Annotated in this window: 12 protein-coding genes and 1 pseudogene; 10 read left to right on the forward strand and 3 right to left on the reverse strand. The window is 55.4% G+C overall.

The window, feature by feature from the left end:
* Positions 1 to 9: 9 nt before the first annotated feature.
* Complete coding sequence (locus AWR27_RS13370) at positions 10 to 1752, reverse strand: DUF4331 domain-containing protein (RefSeq protein ID WP_077131623.1); 1743 nt, start codon at positions 1750 to 1752, stop codon at positions 10 to 12.
* 466 nt (positions 1753 to 2218) lie between these two features.
* Between AWR27_RS13370 and AWR27_RS13375 the strand changes: the two genes are divergently transcribed.
* The 10 genes and pseudogenes from AWR27_RS13375 (at position 2219) to AWR27_RS13420 (ending at position 15642) form a co-directional block, all read left to right on the forward strand.
* Complete coding sequence (locus AWR27_RS13375; protein ID WP_077131624.1) at positions 2219 to 2818, forward strand: RNA polymerase sigma factor; 600 nt, start codon at positions 2219 to 2221, stop codon at positions 2816 to 2818.
* Positions 2819 to 2865: 47 nt separating this feature from the next.
* Positions 2866 to 3951 (forward strand): FecR family protein, encoded by a 1086-nt coding sequence (locus AWR27_RS13380; protein WP_077131625.1) that lies wholly within the window; start codon positions 2866 to 2868, stop codon positions 3949 to 3951.
* A 106-nt stretch (positions 3952 to 4057) separates the two neighbouring features.
* Positions 4058 to 7503: pseudogene (locus tag AWR27_RS13385) on the forward strand (SusC/RagA family TonB-linked outer membrane protein).
* Positions 7504 to 7550: 47 nt separating this feature from the next.
* On the forward strand, positions 7551 to 9080 hold the full coding sequence (locus AWR27_RS13390) for a SusD/RagB family nutrient-binding outer membrane lipoprotein (RefSeq protein WP_077131626.1): 1530 nt from the start codon (positions 7551 to 7553) through the stop codon (positions 9078 to 9080).
* Between the two features lie 11 nt (positions 9081 to 9091).
* A complete protein-coding gene (locus AWR27_RS13395) occupies positions 9092 to 10060 on the forward strand; it encodes an amidohydrolase family protein (protein WP_077131627.1) in 969 nt (322 codons plus the stop codon).
* On the forward strand, positions 10060 to 10830 hold the full coding sequence (locus AWR27_RS13400; RefSeq protein WP_077131628.1) for an HpcH/HpaI aldolase family protein: 771 nt from the start codon (positions 10060 to 10062) through the stop codon (positions 10828 to 10830). Before AWR27_RS13395 ends, AWR27_RS13400 begins: the two co-directional genes overlap by 1 nt.
* A 52-nt stretch (positions 10831 to 10882) precedes the next feature.
* Complete coding sequence (locus AWR27_RS13405) at positions 10883 to 12313, forward strand: GntP family permease (protein WP_077133985.1); 1431 nt, start codon at positions 10883 to 10885, stop codon at positions 12311 to 12313.
* Positions 12314 to 12333: 20 nt separating this feature from the next.
* A complete protein-coding gene (locus AWR27_RS13410; RefSeq protein WP_077131629.1) occupies positions 12334 to 13212 on the forward strand; it encodes a 2-hydroxy-3-oxopropionate reductase in 879 nt (292 codons plus the stop codon).
* Positions 13209 to 14327, forward strand: a complete 1119-nt coding sequence (locus AWR27_RS13415) for a mannonate dehydratase (protein ID WP_077131630.1) — start codon at positions 13209 to 13211, stop codon at positions 14325 to 14327. Before AWR27_RS13410 ends, AWR27_RS13415 begins: the two co-directional genes overlap by 4 nt.
* Positions 14314 to 15642, forward strand: a complete 1329-nt coding sequence (locus tag AWR27_RS13420; RefSeq protein ID WP_077131631.1) for an enolase C-terminal domain-like protein — start codon at positions 14314 to 14316, stop codon at positions 15640 to 15642. The genes AWR27_RS13415 and AWR27_RS13420 overlap by 14 nt, the downstream gene beginning before the upstream one ends.
* Positions 15643 to 15673: 31 nt before the next feature.
* Here AWR27_RS13420 and AWR27_RS13425 read toward each other — a convergent pair whose 3' ends face one another.
* Both AWR27_RS13425 and ispF read right to left on the reverse strand, forming a co-directional pair.
* On the reverse strand, positions 15674 to 16810 hold the full coding sequence (locus tag AWR27_RS13425) for an amidohydrolase family protein (RefSeq protein ID WP_077133986.1): 1137 nt from the start codon (positions 16808 to 16810) through the stop codon (positions 15674 to 15676).
* A 26-nt stretch (positions 16811 to 16836) separates the two neighbouring features.
* The gene (ispF, locus tag AWR27_RS13430) at positions 16837 to 17319 is read right to left on the reverse strand and encodes a 2-C-methyl-D-erythritol 2,4-cyclodiphosphate synthase (protein ID WP_077131632.1); all 483 of its coding nucleotides are present in this window, start codon (positions 17317 to 17319) and stop codon (positions 16837 to 16839) included.

Genomic DNA, 17319 nt, shown 5'->3' on the forward strand with positions numbered 1-17319 from the left:
GAAGAGGGTTTAAAATTTAACCACTTTTGTATAGTTGAAACCACGCCAGGGCGTCTGCACATACGGGAAGTTGGGCTTCAGTGTCGTGTCGTTTTTGGTGATGCCTGCGCTGAACGTCAACACGTTGAGCAGGTTGTTGGTCACGGGGCTGGGCGAAGTACCGGGGGTGAAATCGTCGTACCACAAGCCCAGTGCCGCCAGCACCACGCCCCCCACCGCCTGCAACTCAATCGTCGTCACGTCATCCTCCAGCCGACGACCGTTGGGAAAGCCGTCCATGTTGGGAATGAACTGCAAGTTAGGGTTGGTGTAACGGCTGTCGGTCAGCCCCAGTACGGCTGCCTGCACCAGCCCCAGCGACGAAAACTCCGGGGCTGAGCGGGGCGTAGCGGGTACGGCCATGTTCAGCCGCAGCATGTCGCCTAAGGTGGGCAGAAAGTTGTGGACGAAGGGCTTGCCCACGGCTAAGGGGTTGCCGTTCTTGCCCGTTGCCAACTGGTAAGGAGCCAGGTTGGGTACGCCCGTGTAGAAGATGGGCAGCAGGTCGACGGCGCGGGGGCTGGCGTTGTTGGGCAGCAGCAGCGCGCCGAAGGCGTTCTCGGCCAGGGCCGTGCCATTGAGGGCGGCATTGCCTTTGAGACCGAACAGGCCCGGTTTGCCATTGCGGAAGTCGAAACTACCCAACGACCGCGACTGAATCCGCAACCCCTTCAGCGACGGTACGGCCCCGCCAAATTGGGCGTCGTCCATATAAAGGGCCAGTTCGGGGTTGACAAAGTACTGAGCAAAGCGCAGGTCGTTGTTGTTGTAGGGAGTCAGGGCATTCCAACGGTCTTTCTGGCCGATGGGGATGACAACCTCGTTGGTCAGGGGCATCCCCAGCCGGGAAACCTGGACATACTCGCCATCGAAGCCCACGTCGCCTTCGTTGTAGAAGGTGCGGATGCGCTGGCGGGATGCCGAAGCCCAAACACCAATCACATAGTTGGGGTCGAGAATATTGGCGGCTTGGGTAATGTTTTTCCCGTCTTTCTGTAACAGATTTACAGGGATTTTTAGCGCAATGGTGTGGCAGTTGTACCGGGCCAGCCCGTCTTTGGAGGGGTTTGTTGCGTTGCCGCTGGGTCGGAAATTGCCAACATCGAACGCACCTGCCAGATCGACGAAGAACGGGTCGTCGGCGGGGCCGCAGAATACCTGCTCGCCGGTCGAGGCCGTAGCAATAGCCCGCTGAATCAGCGAATTATAATCGGTGCCAAGCCCCACCACCGTGTTGTCGATAGAGCGCGGGCCGATATTGGCCGGTGGCACAATGCCGTTGCGAACAATAACCGTAAAGGTCCGTCCGCCATCGGTACTCTTCTCGCAGGTATAGGTCGTCCGTAAGTTTTGTCGGCCCAGCCGGATGTTGAAAAAGGTGGTTGGGTCTTCGTTTACCTTCTGAAAGGTGAAGCGGTAGGTGATGTCGTCGCCGGGGGTATCGGCCCGGTTCTTAACATGGATTTCGTACCGGATTCGTTCGCCAAAATTATAATAGTTCGGACCACCTTCGGGCGATTCAAACGGGATATAATTGGCAATGATCGTAATGGCGTTGGGATCGTCGGGGCTTTTAAAGGCGTAAACGTCAGTGTTATCGGCCAGTGGATCGTTGGAGATGAGCGGGGCTTCGCGGTGGCTCGACGCATAACCGATGGTAGCCACAGTCAGCAGCAATAGCATGCCGCTGAAAAAACGAGAAATACGGTTCATGTAGTAAACGGTTTAAACATGCATAAATGGACAACAATAGACAGTGAGAAAGTGCAGAAGGCAGACCAAACACAGTATTTTCCCGAAAGCCGGAGTCGACCTTCGGCAACGTTGGCAGAAGTACGCGTAGTGCCGGATGAGCAGATACGCACACACATACGTTGCAGACACTCAGCCGGTTTTGTGTGATTGAAGTTTTTTTTCTGGAACTGAGCGAACGGTAAATTCAGCCTGTTGAAGGCCAAGTAATAGTCAACTTACAGCGTATAATTACTTATTGTATCTATGATGCTCAATAGTACTTATAAGGAAGCATGTACTATATGGAAACACGAGTCAAATTACAATTCTATTATTACCACCTGCACCGTATAATCCTCTTGTTTCTACTATTTATACAAAAATTTCCTGAACTAATAGGTTAAGTATTCGCTGCATTTCGCTCATATGGAAAAGATAGGTTCAGATGAGAAAGCGGCTGAGTGCAACGGAAGCAGAGCAACTTTGGCAGGACTACCGGGCCGGTGATATCTATGCACTGGCGAATCTGATGCAGCAGCACTACGCCGATTTGTTTCATTGGGGTATGCGGCTCTGTGCCGACCGGGACTTTGTCAAAGACAGCATTCAGGAGGTGTTTCTTAGTCTGTGGCGAATGCAGGCTACCATTGCGCCGGTTGCCAATGTTCGCGCCTACTTGCTGATGGTCTTGAAAAGCCGGATTTTGCGGGAAATCGCCCGCACAAACGCTGGCTATACAGTCGGGCTTACCGACGACTACGTGTTTTCGGTCGAATTTTCGGCTGACACGCACCTGATCGATGAGGAGAACGAAATTTACCAGCTTCGCACCATCGAGAAACTGATCAACCAGTTACCGGCTCGCCAGAAAGAACTTATCTACCTGCGCTTTTACCAGAATTTAAGTTTTGAACAGATCGCCGAAGTCATGCAACTGGGGCGTCAGTCGGTGTATAATCTGCTGCAAAAGTCGTTGAACAGCCTTCGCCGAAACTGGTCGATTGGCTCCGGTGGGCTGCTGATTATGCTGACCAGTCTATGCTAACCCGGTAGCCCGAAACCGCTTTATTCCAAAAACTCCTTCACGGTGGCATGAAAGACTATACATTTTATACGCTGGTTGATTTTATCCAGGACGACGACTTTCGGGACTGGGTTCGGGGCGAAAGTCGGCAGGAAGTTTTCTGGCTTTCGTTTCTGGACCGTTTTCCTGACAAACGAGACGATTTTTTGCAGGCCGAACGGTTTATTCGGGCAGCTTCGGTACGTACCGACGACATTGGCGAAGCAGAAGTTAGAAAAGAAACACAGCAATTCATGAATCAGGCGATGGCGTATAGGCCCTATCGTCAGAAAAAAAACACACCTGTGTTCCAACGCCCGCGCCCGCTTTGGTCATCGCTGGTGCTGGCAGCTTCCATGCTGGTATTGGTCGGTATAGGTTGGTATTTCAGCCAGGATCGTAAGCCGGTTAACTACATAACAACCAGCCACCCGGCCACGCAGCCGTTGGTTGAAACCTATAATAACACGACTCAACCGTTGCGCGTACCCTTAGACGACGGGTCGGTGGTGTGGCTGAGTCCGAAGAGTCGGCTCCGCTATGCCAATGTATTCGCCCGAACAACGCGGGTTGTGTACCTCAGCGGTGAAGCTACGTTCTCGGTTCAGCGCAGGCAGCAGCCGTTTCTGGTCTATTCGGGCAGGATGATTACGAAAGTGCTCGGAACCCGGTTTGTGGTGCGGGCTTTTGAGCAGGATCGAAAAATGACTGTACAGGTGCTGTCGGGCAAAGTGTCGGTGTACAAGGCCGAATCGGCCCAAATTCCAGCCAATAAAGAAGTGAAAGGGCTGGTGCTGACACCCAATCAGGCCGCTATTTTCGAGAAGAGCGACGGCAACCTGACCAAGACAATTGTGCACAATCCGGCCCTCGTCACGAGTCGGCAGCAATCGCCCACGTTTAAGTATGAAGAAACGCCTATCTCGCAGATTTTACGTGAAATAGAACTAAGCTACGGATTACCGCTTCAGTTCGATGAGCAGGCGTTCAGCCACGTAAAAATCACGGCTGACCTGTCTGACGCGTCGCTTCCTCAAAAGCTTGATATACTCTGCAAAGCGGCTTCATCGACATATGAAATCACTGACGGACAGATTATTGTCAGCCGTCGATAAGTGCAATTCTCTCACGAACCAAACCCTCTCAAAACCTATGAAATACCACTACGCCTGTTTTCGCTGGCCAATGCTCATGAGGTTTTCGCTCACGCTGAGCGTAGTGATGCTATTGCTGGTGGGCATCTCGAACGCGCTGCCGGGCCGTGCGCAGGAATACCTCAACCGCCGACTCACCGTGCGGGCCGACAATCAGGAACTGAAACGGGTGCTGGCCGACATTGAACGGGCCACCGATGTGCAGTTTGTTTACAGCACGGAGGTAATCAACCCGCATCAGCGGGTGAGCCTGACTGCGGTCGACGCCACGCTGGCCGATGTTTTGACCCGCTTGCTTAAACCGTTGACTGTGCGCTATGAGCTGATTGGGCGCAAATTAGTGCTGTCGCCGGGTAAGCTAAGTCAGCTCGACCCGGCCAATGTAACGTTGCCCACCGAACGCATAGCCGATACGGCTCCCAAACGAATCGTATCAGGTCAGGTCCTCGATGAGAGGGGCGCGGGTTTGCCCGGCGTGAGCGTGATTTTAAAGGAATCCGGTTCGACGTTTCGGCAGCGGGGCACCACCACCAACGCCGAAGGCCGGTTTCAGTTAGACATACCTGATACAGGCAATAGCATATTAGTATTCAGTTTTGTTGGTTATGAGCGAAAAGAAGTAAGCGTGGGCAACCAATCGGCTATGCAAGTGTCGCTCAGGCCCGAAAACAAAGCTCTGAGCGAAGTGGTCGTAACGGCGCTCGGCATCAAAAAAGCGGCTAAAAGCTTAGGCTACGCAACGGCCACCGTACCCACGGAAGAGATTACGGTTAACCGCACAGCCAACTTCATGAACGCCCTTCAGGGAAAAATGGCGGGTGTCAACATTACTTCGCTGGGGTCGGGGCCGGCAGGTACGAGCAAGATTCGGATTCGCGGACAGTCGTCGTTTGGCGGTAACAACTCGCCGTTAATTGTGGTCAATGGTGTACCTATCGACAACACCAATAATGCCGCCCGTGGCGACGTGGCCGAGCGTGGCAGCAACCGCACCTCCGACGGGGGCGACGGCCTGAGCAGTATCAATCCCGACGATATAGAAACCCTCAACGTCCTGAAAGGCGCGGCTGCATCGGCACTCTATGGCTCCCGCGCCAAAGACGGGGTAATTATGATTACGACCAAAACGCGGGGTAGCGGCACGGGGATCGGCCTGCAATACAACACCAATTTCATGCACGATACCCCACTGGATTATACGGACTATCAGTACGAATACGGACAGGGAGAGAACGGTGTGCGCCCTACCACGCCCAATCCGACGTCGGGGCAGTGGAGCTTTGGGGAGCGGTTTCAGCCGGGCATGACGCAGGTGCTGTTCGATGGCGTTACCGTTCCTTACGTACCGCAGCGCAATCAGATTACGCAGTACTACCGAACCGGCTCTACGTTCACCAATACGCTCACGCTGTCGTCGGGGGGGAATTTGGCGGCTTCAGCCTGTCGGTATCCAATCTGGAAAATAAAACCATTCTGCCCGGATCGGGCTATACCCGCCGAACCGTGAACCTGGGGTTTACGCAGACACTCGCCAAAAAACTGACCGTATCGGGGAACGTCAACTACTCCAGCGAATACCGCAAAAATCCGCCGAACATTGCCGAGCAGGACTACAGCCCGGTGGTGCTGTATAACATGGCGAACTCGATGCCGATGGACCTGCTCGAAAAATACGCCACCGATGCCAACGGCGACGAGTATCGCTGGTCGCGCTTTACCAACCGAACCAATCCGTATTTCGCGCTCAAACGGTTCGACAATATTTACACCGACCGTATTTTCGGCAATCTGACCGCCCGCTACAACCTGACCGAGTGGCTGTTTGTGCAGGGACGTATCGGGCAGGATTACTACGCCCGCGAGCAGGATTATAACCTCCCCACCGGCAGCCAACGCCAACCGGCGGCCCCTGCTGGCTTTGTGAACGGGCAGTTTGTGCAGGATGCCCGCACGGTTCGCGAACTGAACGCCGATTTCCTGCTGGGAGCCAACCGAACGTTCGGGGTAATTGGACTTAACCTGACGGCAGGCGGCAACCAGATGTACCGGAAAATCAGTCGGCATAATGTGCTGGTGCAGGACTTCTACACGCGTGGGCTGTACTCGATTGGCAACGGTCGGCAGCGCGACCCCGTTTACGACATCTCGCAGCGACGGGTCAACTCACTCTACGGCTCGGCAGAGGTATCTTTTCGCGACTATCTGTTTGTTAACGGCACGGTTCGCAACGACTGGTTCTCTACGCTCTCGCCCGCCAACCGCAGCATCCTGTACCCGTCGGTTACGGCCAGTTTTGTTTTCTCGCAGGCATTGGCCAACGAACTCCCCGACTGGCTATCGTTCGGTAAACTCCGGGTAGCCTACGGTGAAGTCGGCAGCGATACCGACGTATCGCCCTATGCCAACAACCTGTTCTATGTTATCAACGCTCAGCCGTTCACTACGCCGGGTGGGGCCGCCCAGCCGTTAGCCAATATCAGCGGCTCCACCGTGCCGAACGCCAACCTGCGCCCGATGCGGGTATCGGAAAAAGAAATAGGGCTGGAACTCAAGCTGTTCAACAACGCCGTTTCGCTCGATATGGCCTATTACGACAAGCTGTCGTCAGACCAGATTCTGCGGGCGCAGACCTCCGATGCGGGTGGTTATCTGAACCAGCTTATCAACGTAGGACGCAGCCAGAACCGGGGACTTGAGATGCTGCTGACGCTATCGCCCATCCGGCAATCCAACTTTTCGTGGACAAGCAGCGTCAACGCGGCTTACAACAAAACCAAAGTGCTGGATTTGGGCAGCAGCATCAGCGACAATATGATTACGGTAGGTACGGGCGACTTTACGGGCGAATTGCGGCAGGTGGTTGGGCAACCAATGGGGCAGCTCTACGGCTTTGGCTACCTCCGCGACGCGCAGGGCCGACAGGTGTTCGACGCGGGCAATGGTCGTCCGCTCCGCACGCCCACCCAAATCAGTTTCGGCAGTGCGCTTCCGCTCTGGGTAGGTGGTTTCACCAATAGCTTCACGTACAAAGGCATCAGCCTGTCGGTGCTGATCGATTTCAAACTGGGCCACAACATGATCTCCGGCACCAACCATAATGCCTGGCGACATGGTCTGCACAAAGCTACGCTGGTGGGCCGGGAAGAAGGTTTCGTGATTGGTGAGGGCGTGAACCCCAACGGCGAAGTCAACAAAACCAGGTCGGGTGTGCAGGCGTACTACGAAACGGTCCGGTCGCAGAACATTGCCGAGGAGTTTGTGTATAACGCCGGGCTGTGGCAGCTTCGGCAGATTACGCTCGGCTACGACTTCACCCGGTTTTTGCCCGTTCGTTTTTTTATAAAAGGCATCCGGCTCAACGCCGTAGCCAACAACGTAGCGGTGCTGAAGAAGTGGGTGCCCAACATTCATCCCGAACAGTTTGGCTTCGCATCCGATAACCTGATCGGGCTGGAAGCCACCGGTCTGCCCATTACGAGGGGCGTGGGTTTTAACCTGAACGTCCGCTTCTAAACGTCTGAACCACTGTATCTAACGACCCAATCAACCCGCTTATGCTCATGACTCGACCGCTACTTATGCTACGGGGGAGCGTACTGCTCCTGCTGTTGCTCACCGCCTGCGATAAAGGGTTCGACGAACTGAATGTCAACCCAATCGCGCTCAGTTCCGTCGATCCGGCGTTTCAACTCAATACAGCCATCGTTTCGGGGGCGCATGGTTACAACAACCTCCAGTATGAAGCCATCATTGTCAAACAGATGATCAACCCCTTCAGCGGGGTGGGCGCGGCTGGTCAGTATAACCAGGACAACCGAAGCGTTACGGCGGCCAACTGGCAGCGTGGCTACCGCGAGGTAATCCGGGAACTGACCGACGTACTGGCGAAGACCAAAGACGTACCGGCCCGCTCGAACCTCTACAACATGGCGCGAATCTGGCGGGCGTACTATTTTATGTTTCTGACCGATACGTATGGCGATATTCCGTACACGCAGGCCGGCAAAAGCTATCTCGAAGGCATTGTAACGCCGGTCTATGACCCGCAACAGGCCATCTATACCGACCTCATCAACGAACTGGAAACCGCATCAGCCGCACTCGATGCCGCCAAAGCCCGCATTACGTCAGACGTGCTCTACGGAGGAGATATTACCAAATGGAAACGGCTGGGCTACTCGCTGCTGCTCCGGGCCGGTATGCGGCTCTCTAAAGTTGACCCCGCCAAAGCCGCTGCTACGGTAGCGAAAGCCGTGGCGGGCGGGCTGATGCAGGCCAACGCCGACAATGCCGTGATTCAGCATACGGCCAGCTTCCCGAATCCGGTGGGGGCGCAGCTCAACGGCGGACAGGCCGATTTCTTTTACTTAGCCGAAGATTTCGTGACGTACCTGAAAGCCAACAACGACCCCCGACTGGCGTCGATAGCCGTGCGCTACGTTGGGGCCAGAAGCACCGCCGATCAGCGCGAAACCCGCGCCGACCGCTCACCGGCAGTGCAGATTGGTATGCCGCAGGGATACGATAATACCACCGTTTCGGCGGCTGTCACCCGCGATAAACTTGCCAGTTTGTACGACTACAGCCAGCTCGACCGCACCCGGATGGCGGGGCTTCAATCGCCCACGTTTTATGTGACATACGCCCAAACCCAGCTCCTGCTGGCCGAGGCCGTACATCGGCAATGGACAACGGGCAACGTAGCCACACTCTACGCCAGTGGCATTCGGGCACACATGCAGCAATTGGCGCTCTACGGTGCCAGTACCGCCATCGCCGAAGCGGCCATTACGGGCTATGTACAGGCCAATCCGCTTACACCGGGCAAAGAACTGGAGTTGATAAACACACAATATTGGGTAGCGTCGTTTCTGAACGGCCCCGAAGCCTGGGCCAATTTTCGCCGGTCGGACTTTCCAACGCTGAAGCCCAATCCATTTCCGGGTAGCGATCTGAAAACGGAGCCTTTTATACGCAGACTTACCTACACCGATGCCGAACTGAACGTCAACAAAATCAACGTTCAGCAGGCCATTGCCCGGCAAGGACCGAACCTGCTCGACACCCGTATCTGGTGGGACAAAAAGTAGCGACCGACGGTATGAGAAGCGCGAAAAACAAGAGTCTCAACAGTCAAAAAACGGACAGCCAACTGCCCCGGCGCGATCTTTTTCGGATGGTTGCGGGCGCATTGGCCGTGAGTGCTGCCCGCGCCGGTTCGGCATTGGCCGATTCTCACGCAGCTTCTGCGCTGGTGAACAATGACTGGGTGATCGAATGGAATGCGCACATCTTCAGTCCTGACACAAACCGGTTTCCAATTCACCAGCAGGCCGTTTACAAACCCGACCTGTCCAAACACCCTGCCGACCCGCTGGCGGCTTACTTGGACCGGCTTCGCGAACAGCGCATCGACCGGGCCGTGATTGTGCAGCCCGAACCCTACGGCGACGACCACCGGCTGGTACTCGATTGCCTCCGGCGCGAACCTGACCGGCTCCGGGGAACCAGTTTGTTTTACCCCCGCGATGCCCGCGCCCCGCAGAAACTGGCCGAATTGGTCAGGCAGGAGCCGCGTATCGTTTCTACCCGGTTTCATGCCCATCGGGGCAAAGAAAATTACCTCGATAGTTTTGCCGACGCGGGTGTTCGGGCACTCTGGAAACAGGCCGTTAACCTCAATCTAATTGTCGAACTGCACATTGGCCCCAACTATGCCGGGCAGGTTGGCAAGCTCATGCGCGACTTCCCAGCCAGCAAAGTGCTGATCGATCATTTAGCCGAACCGCATCTCGGATCGGCGGTTGAATTTGCCGACGTGCTCGATTTGGCAACCTTCACGAACGTGTACATGAAGCTGTCGGGGCTGGGCCATTTTGCTACCGACGCACCTTATTACGATAGTGCCCGGTCGTTTACGCGCCGGGTGGTGCAGGCGTTTGGCCCCAACCGCATGGTGTGGGGAAGTGGCCCGCCCGACATTGTTGATCGGCATTTAGCTGACTATTCCGACGCCGACCGCCGAAAGGTGAAAGGCACCAACCTTCGTAACCTGCTGAACTGGACCTGATGAAGAATCTCAAAAAACGCCTGCAACAGGGCGAAACGCTGAATGGCTGCTGGCTGAATCTCGGAAGCCCCATCACCGCCGAAATTGTAGGGCTGGCCGGGTTCGACTGGGTGTTGATCGATCTTGAACACGGTGCCGGTTCTGAGCGCGATGTAGTGTTTCAGCTTCAGGCACTCGAACATACCCCTACGGCGGCTCTTGTGCGGGTCGAAAGCAGCGAACCCCAGCGCATCCATCGCATCCTCGATATGGGAGCCGAAGGAATTATGTGTCCGAAAATCACCGACGCAGCCGGGGCGCAGCGGGTCGTTAATGGCCTGCATTACCCGCCCCACGGCAACCGGGGTGTAGCCAAGATGGTGCGGGCAACTGGCTTCGGGCAGCACTTCGATAGCTACTATCAGCAAGCCCGCGAGACGGTGTTGGGCGTCGTGCAAATCGAGACGGTGGCCGTACTCGACCACCTCGATGAGGTAGCAGCTATCGAGGGGGTCGACGTGCTGTTCATCGGCCCCGCCGACCTGTCGATGGAACTCGGCATTTTCGGGCAGTTTGACCATCCGCGTTTCAAAGAGGCTTTGCAGGAAACTGTCAATGCGGCTCAGAAGGCGGGTAAAGCGACCGGCATTCTATTTTTCAATCCCGCCGACTACCAACGCTACCATGACCTCGGCATCCGGCTCATTGCCTGCGGAGCCGACGCTACGTTTGTTGCCGACGGTGCGCGGTCGCTGGCTAAAACACTGGCCGGGTTTCGCAGTAAACTCTGATTCTTACCCTAATAACCTCACCCATTTTCTCTTTTTCTCACGACCGATGCTTCTGAACGACCCCCTTTTCATTCTCCTCGTTGGCGTAATTATCGTCGTTGGCGGCATCATTGGCTTAAAGCTGCATCCGTTTCTGGCTCTTTTGCTGGGTGCTTTTGTGGTTGCCCTGCTTACGCCCGCTTCGGTTATCGAGCAAATGGCGATAGCCAAAGGAACCGCCCCGGCAGCAGCAGCGGCTCTCGCCAAAAAAAGCATTGGCGAACGAATTGCCACCGAGTTTGGGAATACCTGCGCCAAAATTGGCATTCTGATCGCGATGGCGGCCATTATCGGAAAGTGTATGCTCGAAAGCGGTGCTGCCGAACGAATTATCCGGTCGATGCTGCGGCTAACGGGTATCGGCAAAGCCCCCGTTGCGTTTCTGGTCAGCAGCTTTTTTCTGGGCATTCCGGTGTTTTTCGATACGGTGCTGTTTCTGATGATGCCCCTGGCAAAAGCCATGACGCTACGTATCGGTAAAAATTACCTGCTGCTGGTGTTGTGCATTATGGCGGGAGCGGCTATGGCTAACTCCCTCGTTCCTCCCGCACCCGGTCCGTTGTTTTTGGTTGGCGAGATGAATATCCCGATTGGGCTGATGATGGTAGCGGGTACTATCGTGGGCCTGTTTACGATTACGGCGGGCTACTTCTTCGCGCTCTGGGCCAACAATAAAATGCCCATTCCGCTGCGCGATTCGCTCGATGCCCGGCTCGAAGACATTCAGGCTATTGCGGCTAAAGACGATAAGCAACTGCCCCCGCTTGGCGTATCGCTGTTGCCCGTGCTGATTCCGCTGGTGTTTATCTGTATCGACACCGCACTCGATGCCCGCGCCACGCCCGGTCAGACGAGTAGTTTTTTCAGTCTGTTGCAGTTTCTGGGCGATAAAAACATTGCTATTGTGCTGGGTGGCGTTGCGGCCCTGTTGCTGGTGGTTTATCAGCGAAAAGATCAGAACAAACCCGAAGGACTGACGCCTTTTGTGCAGGCCGCGCTCATGAGCGGGGGCGGCATCATTCTCATTACGGCGGCTGGGGGCGCGTTTGGTGGTATGTTGCAGCAAACCGGCATCAGCACCCGCATTGCCGATCTGACCAAAGACTACCAGATGGCCCTTATTCCGCTGGCTTTCCTGATTGCCGCTGTTGTTCGCACGGCGCAGGGGTCGGCAACGGTCGCACTCATCACGGCTTCGGGCATTTTGTCGGGTATGGCTAATAACGCCAGCCTGTCGTTTCACCCGGTGTATATCGGTCTGGCGATTGGCTGCGGCTCCAAATTGGTGCCGTGGATGAACGACGCCGGCTTCTGGATTATCTGCAAACTCAGTAACCTCACCGAGCAGGAAGCGCTCAAGACTATTTCGCCCCTGCTGGTGGTGATGGGGCTGGCGGGCCTGATTGTCATCATGATTGGTGCTCAACTATTTCCTTTGGTTTAATTCAGCCGTCAGGCAAGCGCATGGAAAAAATAGGATTTATCGGCCTCGGCATCATGGGCAAACCAATGGCCCTCAACCTGCTCAAAGCGGGCTACCCGGTGCGGGTACTGACGCAGAGCAAAGCAGCGTCGAGCCTAACCGAAGCCGGGGCCACCGAAGCACCGACCGCACGGGCGTTAGCTGAACAATGCGATCTGATTATCACGATGCTGCCCGACTCGCCCCAGGTAATCGACGTAGTGACTGGGTCAGATGGCGTGTTGGCCGGTATTCGGCCCGGAGCCGTGTTCATCGACATGTCGACTATTGCCCCGGCTACGGCCCGCCACGTTCACGAGTTGATGCAGGCCAAAGGGGTCGAAGCACTCGATGCGCCCGTATCGGGTGGGCAGGCAGGTGCCGAAAGTGCCAGCCTGTCGATTATGGCGGGCGGCAGCGAGGCCGCGTTCGAGCGCGTGTTGCCGGTATTCCGGGCTATGGGTAAAAACATTGTTCATATCGGCACACCGGGTGCGGGTCAAACCACCAAAGCCTGCAATCAGCTTATTGTTGGGCAAACGATTCAGGCTGTGGCCGAAGCGTTTGCGTTAGCGGATAAAGCGGGCGTCGATCTGAAGAAAATGCGGAACGTTCTGCTCGGTGGGTTCGCTCAAAGCCGTATCCTCGACCTGCACGGCAAACGCATGATCGAGCGCAATTTCGCGCCGGGCTTTAAACTCAAACTACATCACAAAGACCTGACCATTGCCCTGCAAACCGGCGAATCGCTGGGGGTAGCGTTAACTGGTACGGCCCTCGTTGCCCAACAGATGCAGCGTGCCCTGTCGGTAGGCAATGGCGAATTAGACCACAGTGCCTTGCTGTTACTCCTCGAAACCGAAAATCAACCAAAGCCATGAAACGTAGTCAGTTTTTAAAGACGGTTGCCGTAGGCTCTGCCGGAACGGCACTGGGGCAACCGAATACCACGCCTGCGGAGGGGCAACGCGTTCCTAAAAAGCCGGTGCGGATGGTGGTCGGCTGTCAGGCGGGCGGAACCACCATCGAAAACTTAGAGTTCAAAGCCCGACACGGTGTGTTCAACCTCGACGGCGGATCGCCCAAAACTATTCCGGGAAAAGGCTGGGACCTCACCGATTCACTTGCCAAACGCGAAGCCTGCGAAAAATACGGCATTGCCCTTGACGCTTACCATTTTCCGCTTACGTCGGCGGGCATCGACAAGGTAGAATACCCGAATATCATGCTCGGCAAAAGCCCCGAACGCGACCGGGAGATCGAGCTATTGCAGCAGATGATTCAGGTAGCGGGCAAAACGGGCATTAAAGTACTCAACTACAATACCACCATTCTCCCTGTGCTTCGCACGGGCAAAACCGTTGACCCTAAGCGCGGTAATGCCATTTACAGCACCTGGAATTACGAAGAAGCTCTCCGGCAAAACCATCCGAAAACCATTGCCGGCGACGTATCCATCGATCAGATGTTCGAGCGGATCACCTATCTCCTCGACCGGCTGCTGCCAGTGGCGGCTGAATACAAAGTAAAGCTGGCTAACCACATTGCCGACCCGCCTACGCCCGTCGGTTATCGGGGCATCACGCGCTGGAACAGCCCCGACGTGTTTGCGGGCATCAAGCGGTTCGCCCAACTCTATAACAGCCCCTGGCATGGATTCAATTTTTGCATAGGCTCGATTGCCGAAGGATTGAAGGACCCTAAAACCGAGATCATGCCCATTATTAAGTGGGTGGGTGAGCGTAATCAGATTTTCAATGTACACCTGCGTAACATCAAAGGCGGCTGGAATAACTTCATGGAGGTATATCCCGATAACGGCGACATGAACTTTCTGCATGTTGTTCGTGCCCTTCGCGACGTGGGTTACGCTGGCATGGTTATGCCCGACCACGTGCCGCACCACGCGCTTAAAGAAGCTGATTTGCAGGCTTTTTCGTTTGCATACGGGTATATTAAAGCACTTCTCCAGTCTGTCGCCGATGACGTTGCCTAACACCCGCACCGGTCCGTGCATCCGGGAAGTACGTATCACGCCCATCGCCATCGTAGACCCGCCCCTGCTCAACGCGGCTGGTCTGCACGCGCCCTACGCCCTGCGAACCATCGTCGAACTGGTGACGGAGGACGGCATCTCAGGAATCAGCGAAATTCCCGGCAACGTAGCAACCAACGACGCCCTGGCTTCCGCGACCCATCTGCTGACGGGCCGCGACGTATTCCAGCAAAACACCATTCGGCAGGTGCTAACGGAGCATTTCGGCACTGAAAACGCGGCCCAGCGGGGACTCACACCCTGGGATCAGCGAAAATTAGTACATATTTTCAGTGCCGTAGAAGTAGCCTGTCTCGACATTGTGGGCAAAGTGACCAACCGACCCGTGGTTGACTTGCTGGGTGGGAAACTGCGCGATCAGGTGCCGTTTTCGGCGTATCTGTTCTACAAATATGAAGGAGCCGGGGGCGAATTGGGCTTCGGTTCCGATCCGGCAGCGCAGGGCTGGTCGGCTGCCCGGCAAGCCGCTGCCCTCGACCCGGCAGGCATTGTGGCCCAGGCCCAGGCCATGTGTGCGGAGTTTGGTTTTCAGTCGATTAAACTGAAAGGTGGCGTATTCGACCCATCGGACGAAGTGGCGGCTATGTTCGCCCTGCGCGATGCCTTTGGCCCTGACCGGCCCGGCGGTGCGTTACCGCTACGCATCGACCCAAACGCACTCTGGACCGTGGAAACCGCCATTCGGTACGGGCGGCAACTGGAGCCGATTCTGGAGTACTTAGAAGACCCCGTTCGTGGACAGGCCAACATGGCTACGGTGCGGAAGGCACTGAAAACACCGTTGGCAACCAACATGTGTACCACCTCGTTTGACGACATTCCGGCCAGCATCGCGCTTGGCTCCGAAGACATTATTCTGAGCGATCACCATTTTTGGGGTGGTCTCCGGGCTTCCATGACACTCGCCGGTATCTGCGATACGTTCGGGCGCGGGCTGTCGATGCATTCCAACAGCCACCTCGGCATTTCGCTGGCAGCTATGGTTCACCTCGGCGCGGCCCTGCCCAACCTGACTTACGCGCTCGACACGCACTATCCGTGGCAGTCAGACGAAGTCATCAAGGGTGGACGATTCCGGTTTGACGATGGCGCGGTAGCTGTACCTACAGAGCCGGGGCTTGGCGTTGAACTGGACCACGAAGCCTTAGCCCGGCTGCACCAGAATTATCTGACATGCGGACTCACCGAACGCAACGATGAGATAGAAATGCAGAAAGTGAATCCCGGCTGGCAATTTCAGGCTACGCGCTGGTAGGTTTATAGTGTGAAAACAATCGTTAGTAGTTTCATTTCGGAAACTGGTTTTTGTCTAATCCTGGAATAATCCGCAGCGCATTCTTGTAGTACACTTTTTTCAGAATATCGTCGGGCAGTCCCATGCCATACATACGCCAGAAAGCGTGGTATTTTTTGTGGTAGGGGAAATATTCATCCTCGGTTTCCAGCACCCGGAAGTAGGTGCTGTATTCGCTCGGCACCCAACTGTCTTTGCCAAACAGAATGCGATCCTGGTATTTCTCGAAAAACTTCCGCGACGCCCGTGGCTGACGGCCCAACTCAGCGATAACGGCCCCAATCTCGACCACCGTATTCGGAAACGCCTGCATCAAACTGTCAAGCTTAACGAGGTCGTTTGGATACCAGCCCATGTGGGCGTTAATGAACGTAGTTTTCGGATGCTTCCGAAACACGTTATGCTGCTCGGCCAGCAGCTTCTCCCACGGCACCGGATTAGTGGCATCACGCTTGCGGCCCGCATGAAGTTTGAGTTCGAGCCAGCGTTCGTTGTAGCGGTCCATCGGGTCCCAGAACGATTTTGGGTCGGCGGTATGAATCAATACCGGCACCCCCAGTTCGCCACATTTGGCCCAGATTGGGTCAAGGCGTGGGTCATCGACCCGAACACGCTGCCCGGTTTCGTCTTTCACGCTAAAGCCAAGACTTTTGTATATCTTCAATCCCTTCGCTCCGGCTTTTACGTCAGCTTCGAGCGTTTGTACGGCCTGCTCGATCCAACCTGCTTTGCCTATGTCATCGAAATTGATGTTTGAGAACAAAATCAGGCGTTTTGGGTTTGTCTGCTGAATATTGGCAACTGCCGATTTAAAAAACCGTGTGTTTTCGGCTACGCTACCCCAGCCACGTCCGCTCAGATTGACCATCACCTGCATGTTCAGGCTGTCCATCTGCGCCAGCAGCGGGCGCAGGTCGGCATCGTCCATCTGAAACTGATGGTTATGGACATCGATAAATGGAAACTTAGCCCGCTTCAGTTTATGTTCGGGTACTTTCAGGGTCGAAACGGGGTCATATTCTTCAAAACCCAGCGGCATATCAGCGGGTTTTTGGGCCAGTGAATTAACCGCAGAGACAAGAGAGATCACGCAGAGGGCGCAAAGAACCTGTAGACAGTTGTAGTTCATAATCCTGTTAATCGTAAAAATCAAGGTTAATTCTGGTTCAGAATAAGTGCTACGCAGTGAGCCGCAATGCCTTCCTGCCTGCCCACAAAGCCCAAATGTTCGGACGTAGTGGCTTTGATGGAAATATCGTCTTCGGCAATGTTCATAACACCAGCCAGACAGGTTTTCATAGCCGGAATGTGCGGGTTTAGCTTCGGTTCCTGCAACACTACCGTCACGTCAACGTTGCCCACTTCCCACCCCGCTTCGCGAATCATGCGCATGACCTCCGCCAGCAGCACTTTGCTGTCGACGCCTTTCCAGCGCGGGTCTTTATCCGAAAAATGGTAGCCGATGTTCCGCATGTTGGCAGCACCCAGCAGCGCATCGCACAGCACATGACACACCACGTCGGCATCGGAGTGGCCGAATGCGCCGTGCGTATGCGGAATCTGAATGCCCCCAAGCCAGAACGGATGTCCTGCCACAAGCTTATGAACGTCGTAGCCCTGTCCAACGCGTATTTTCAT

Source organism: Spirosoma montaniterrae (genome assembly GCF_001988955.1).
Classification (GTDB): domain Bacteria; phylum Bacteroidota; class Bacteroidia; order Cytophagales; family Spirosomataceae; genus Spirosoma; species Spirosoma montaniterrae.

What these genes read in the sequence shown, in the direction of transcription:
- AWR27_RS13370 (WP_077131623.1), bottom strand. Translation starts at nt 1,752, where the DNA reads ATGAACCGTATTTCTCGTTTTTTCAGCGGCATGCTATTGCTGCTGACT.
- ispF (WP_077131632.1), bottom strand. Translation starts at nt 17,319, where the DNA reads ATGAAAATACGCGTTGGACAGGGCTACGACGTTCATAAGCTTGTGGCA.
- AWR27_RS13380 (WP_077131625.1), top strand. Translation starts at nt 2,866, where the DNA reads ATGAAAGACTATACATTTTATACGCTGGTTGATTTTATCCAGGACGAC.
- AWR27_RS13415 (WP_077131630.1), top strand. Translation starts at nt 13,209, where the DNA reads ATGAAACGTAGTCAGTTTTTAAAGACGGTTGCCGTAGGCTCTGCCGGA.
- AWR27_RS13375 (WP_077131624.1), top strand. Translation starts at nt 2,219, where the DNA reads ATGAGAAAGCGGCTGAGTGCAACGGAAGCAGAGCAACTTTGGCAGGAC.
- AWR27_RS13395 (WP_077131627.1), top strand. Translation starts at nt 9,092, where the DNA reads ATGAGAAGCGCGAAAAACAAGAGTCTCAACAGTCAAAAAACGGACAGC.
- AWR27_RS13420 (WP_077131631.1), top strand. Translation starts at nt 14,314, where the DNA reads ATGACGTTGCCTAACACCCGCACCGGTCCGTGCATCCGGGAAGTACGT.
- AWR27_RS13390 (WP_077131626.1), top strand. Translation starts at nt 7,551, where the DNA reads ATGACTCGACCGCTACTTATGCTACGGGGGAGCGTACTGCTCCTGCTG.
- AWR27_RS13425 (WP_077133986.1), bottom strand. Translation starts at nt 16,810, where the DNA reads ATGAACTACAACTGTCTACAGGTTCTTTGCGCCCTCTGCGTGATCTCT.
- AWR27_RS13400 (WP_077131628.1), top strand. Translation starts at nt 10,060, where the DNA reads ATGAAGAATCTCAAAAAACGCCTGCAACAGGGCGAAACGCTGAATGGC.
- AWR27_RS13410 (WP_077131629.1), top strand. Translation starts at nt 12,334, where the DNA reads ATGGAAAAAATAGGATTTATCGGCCTCGGCATCATGGGCAAACCAATG.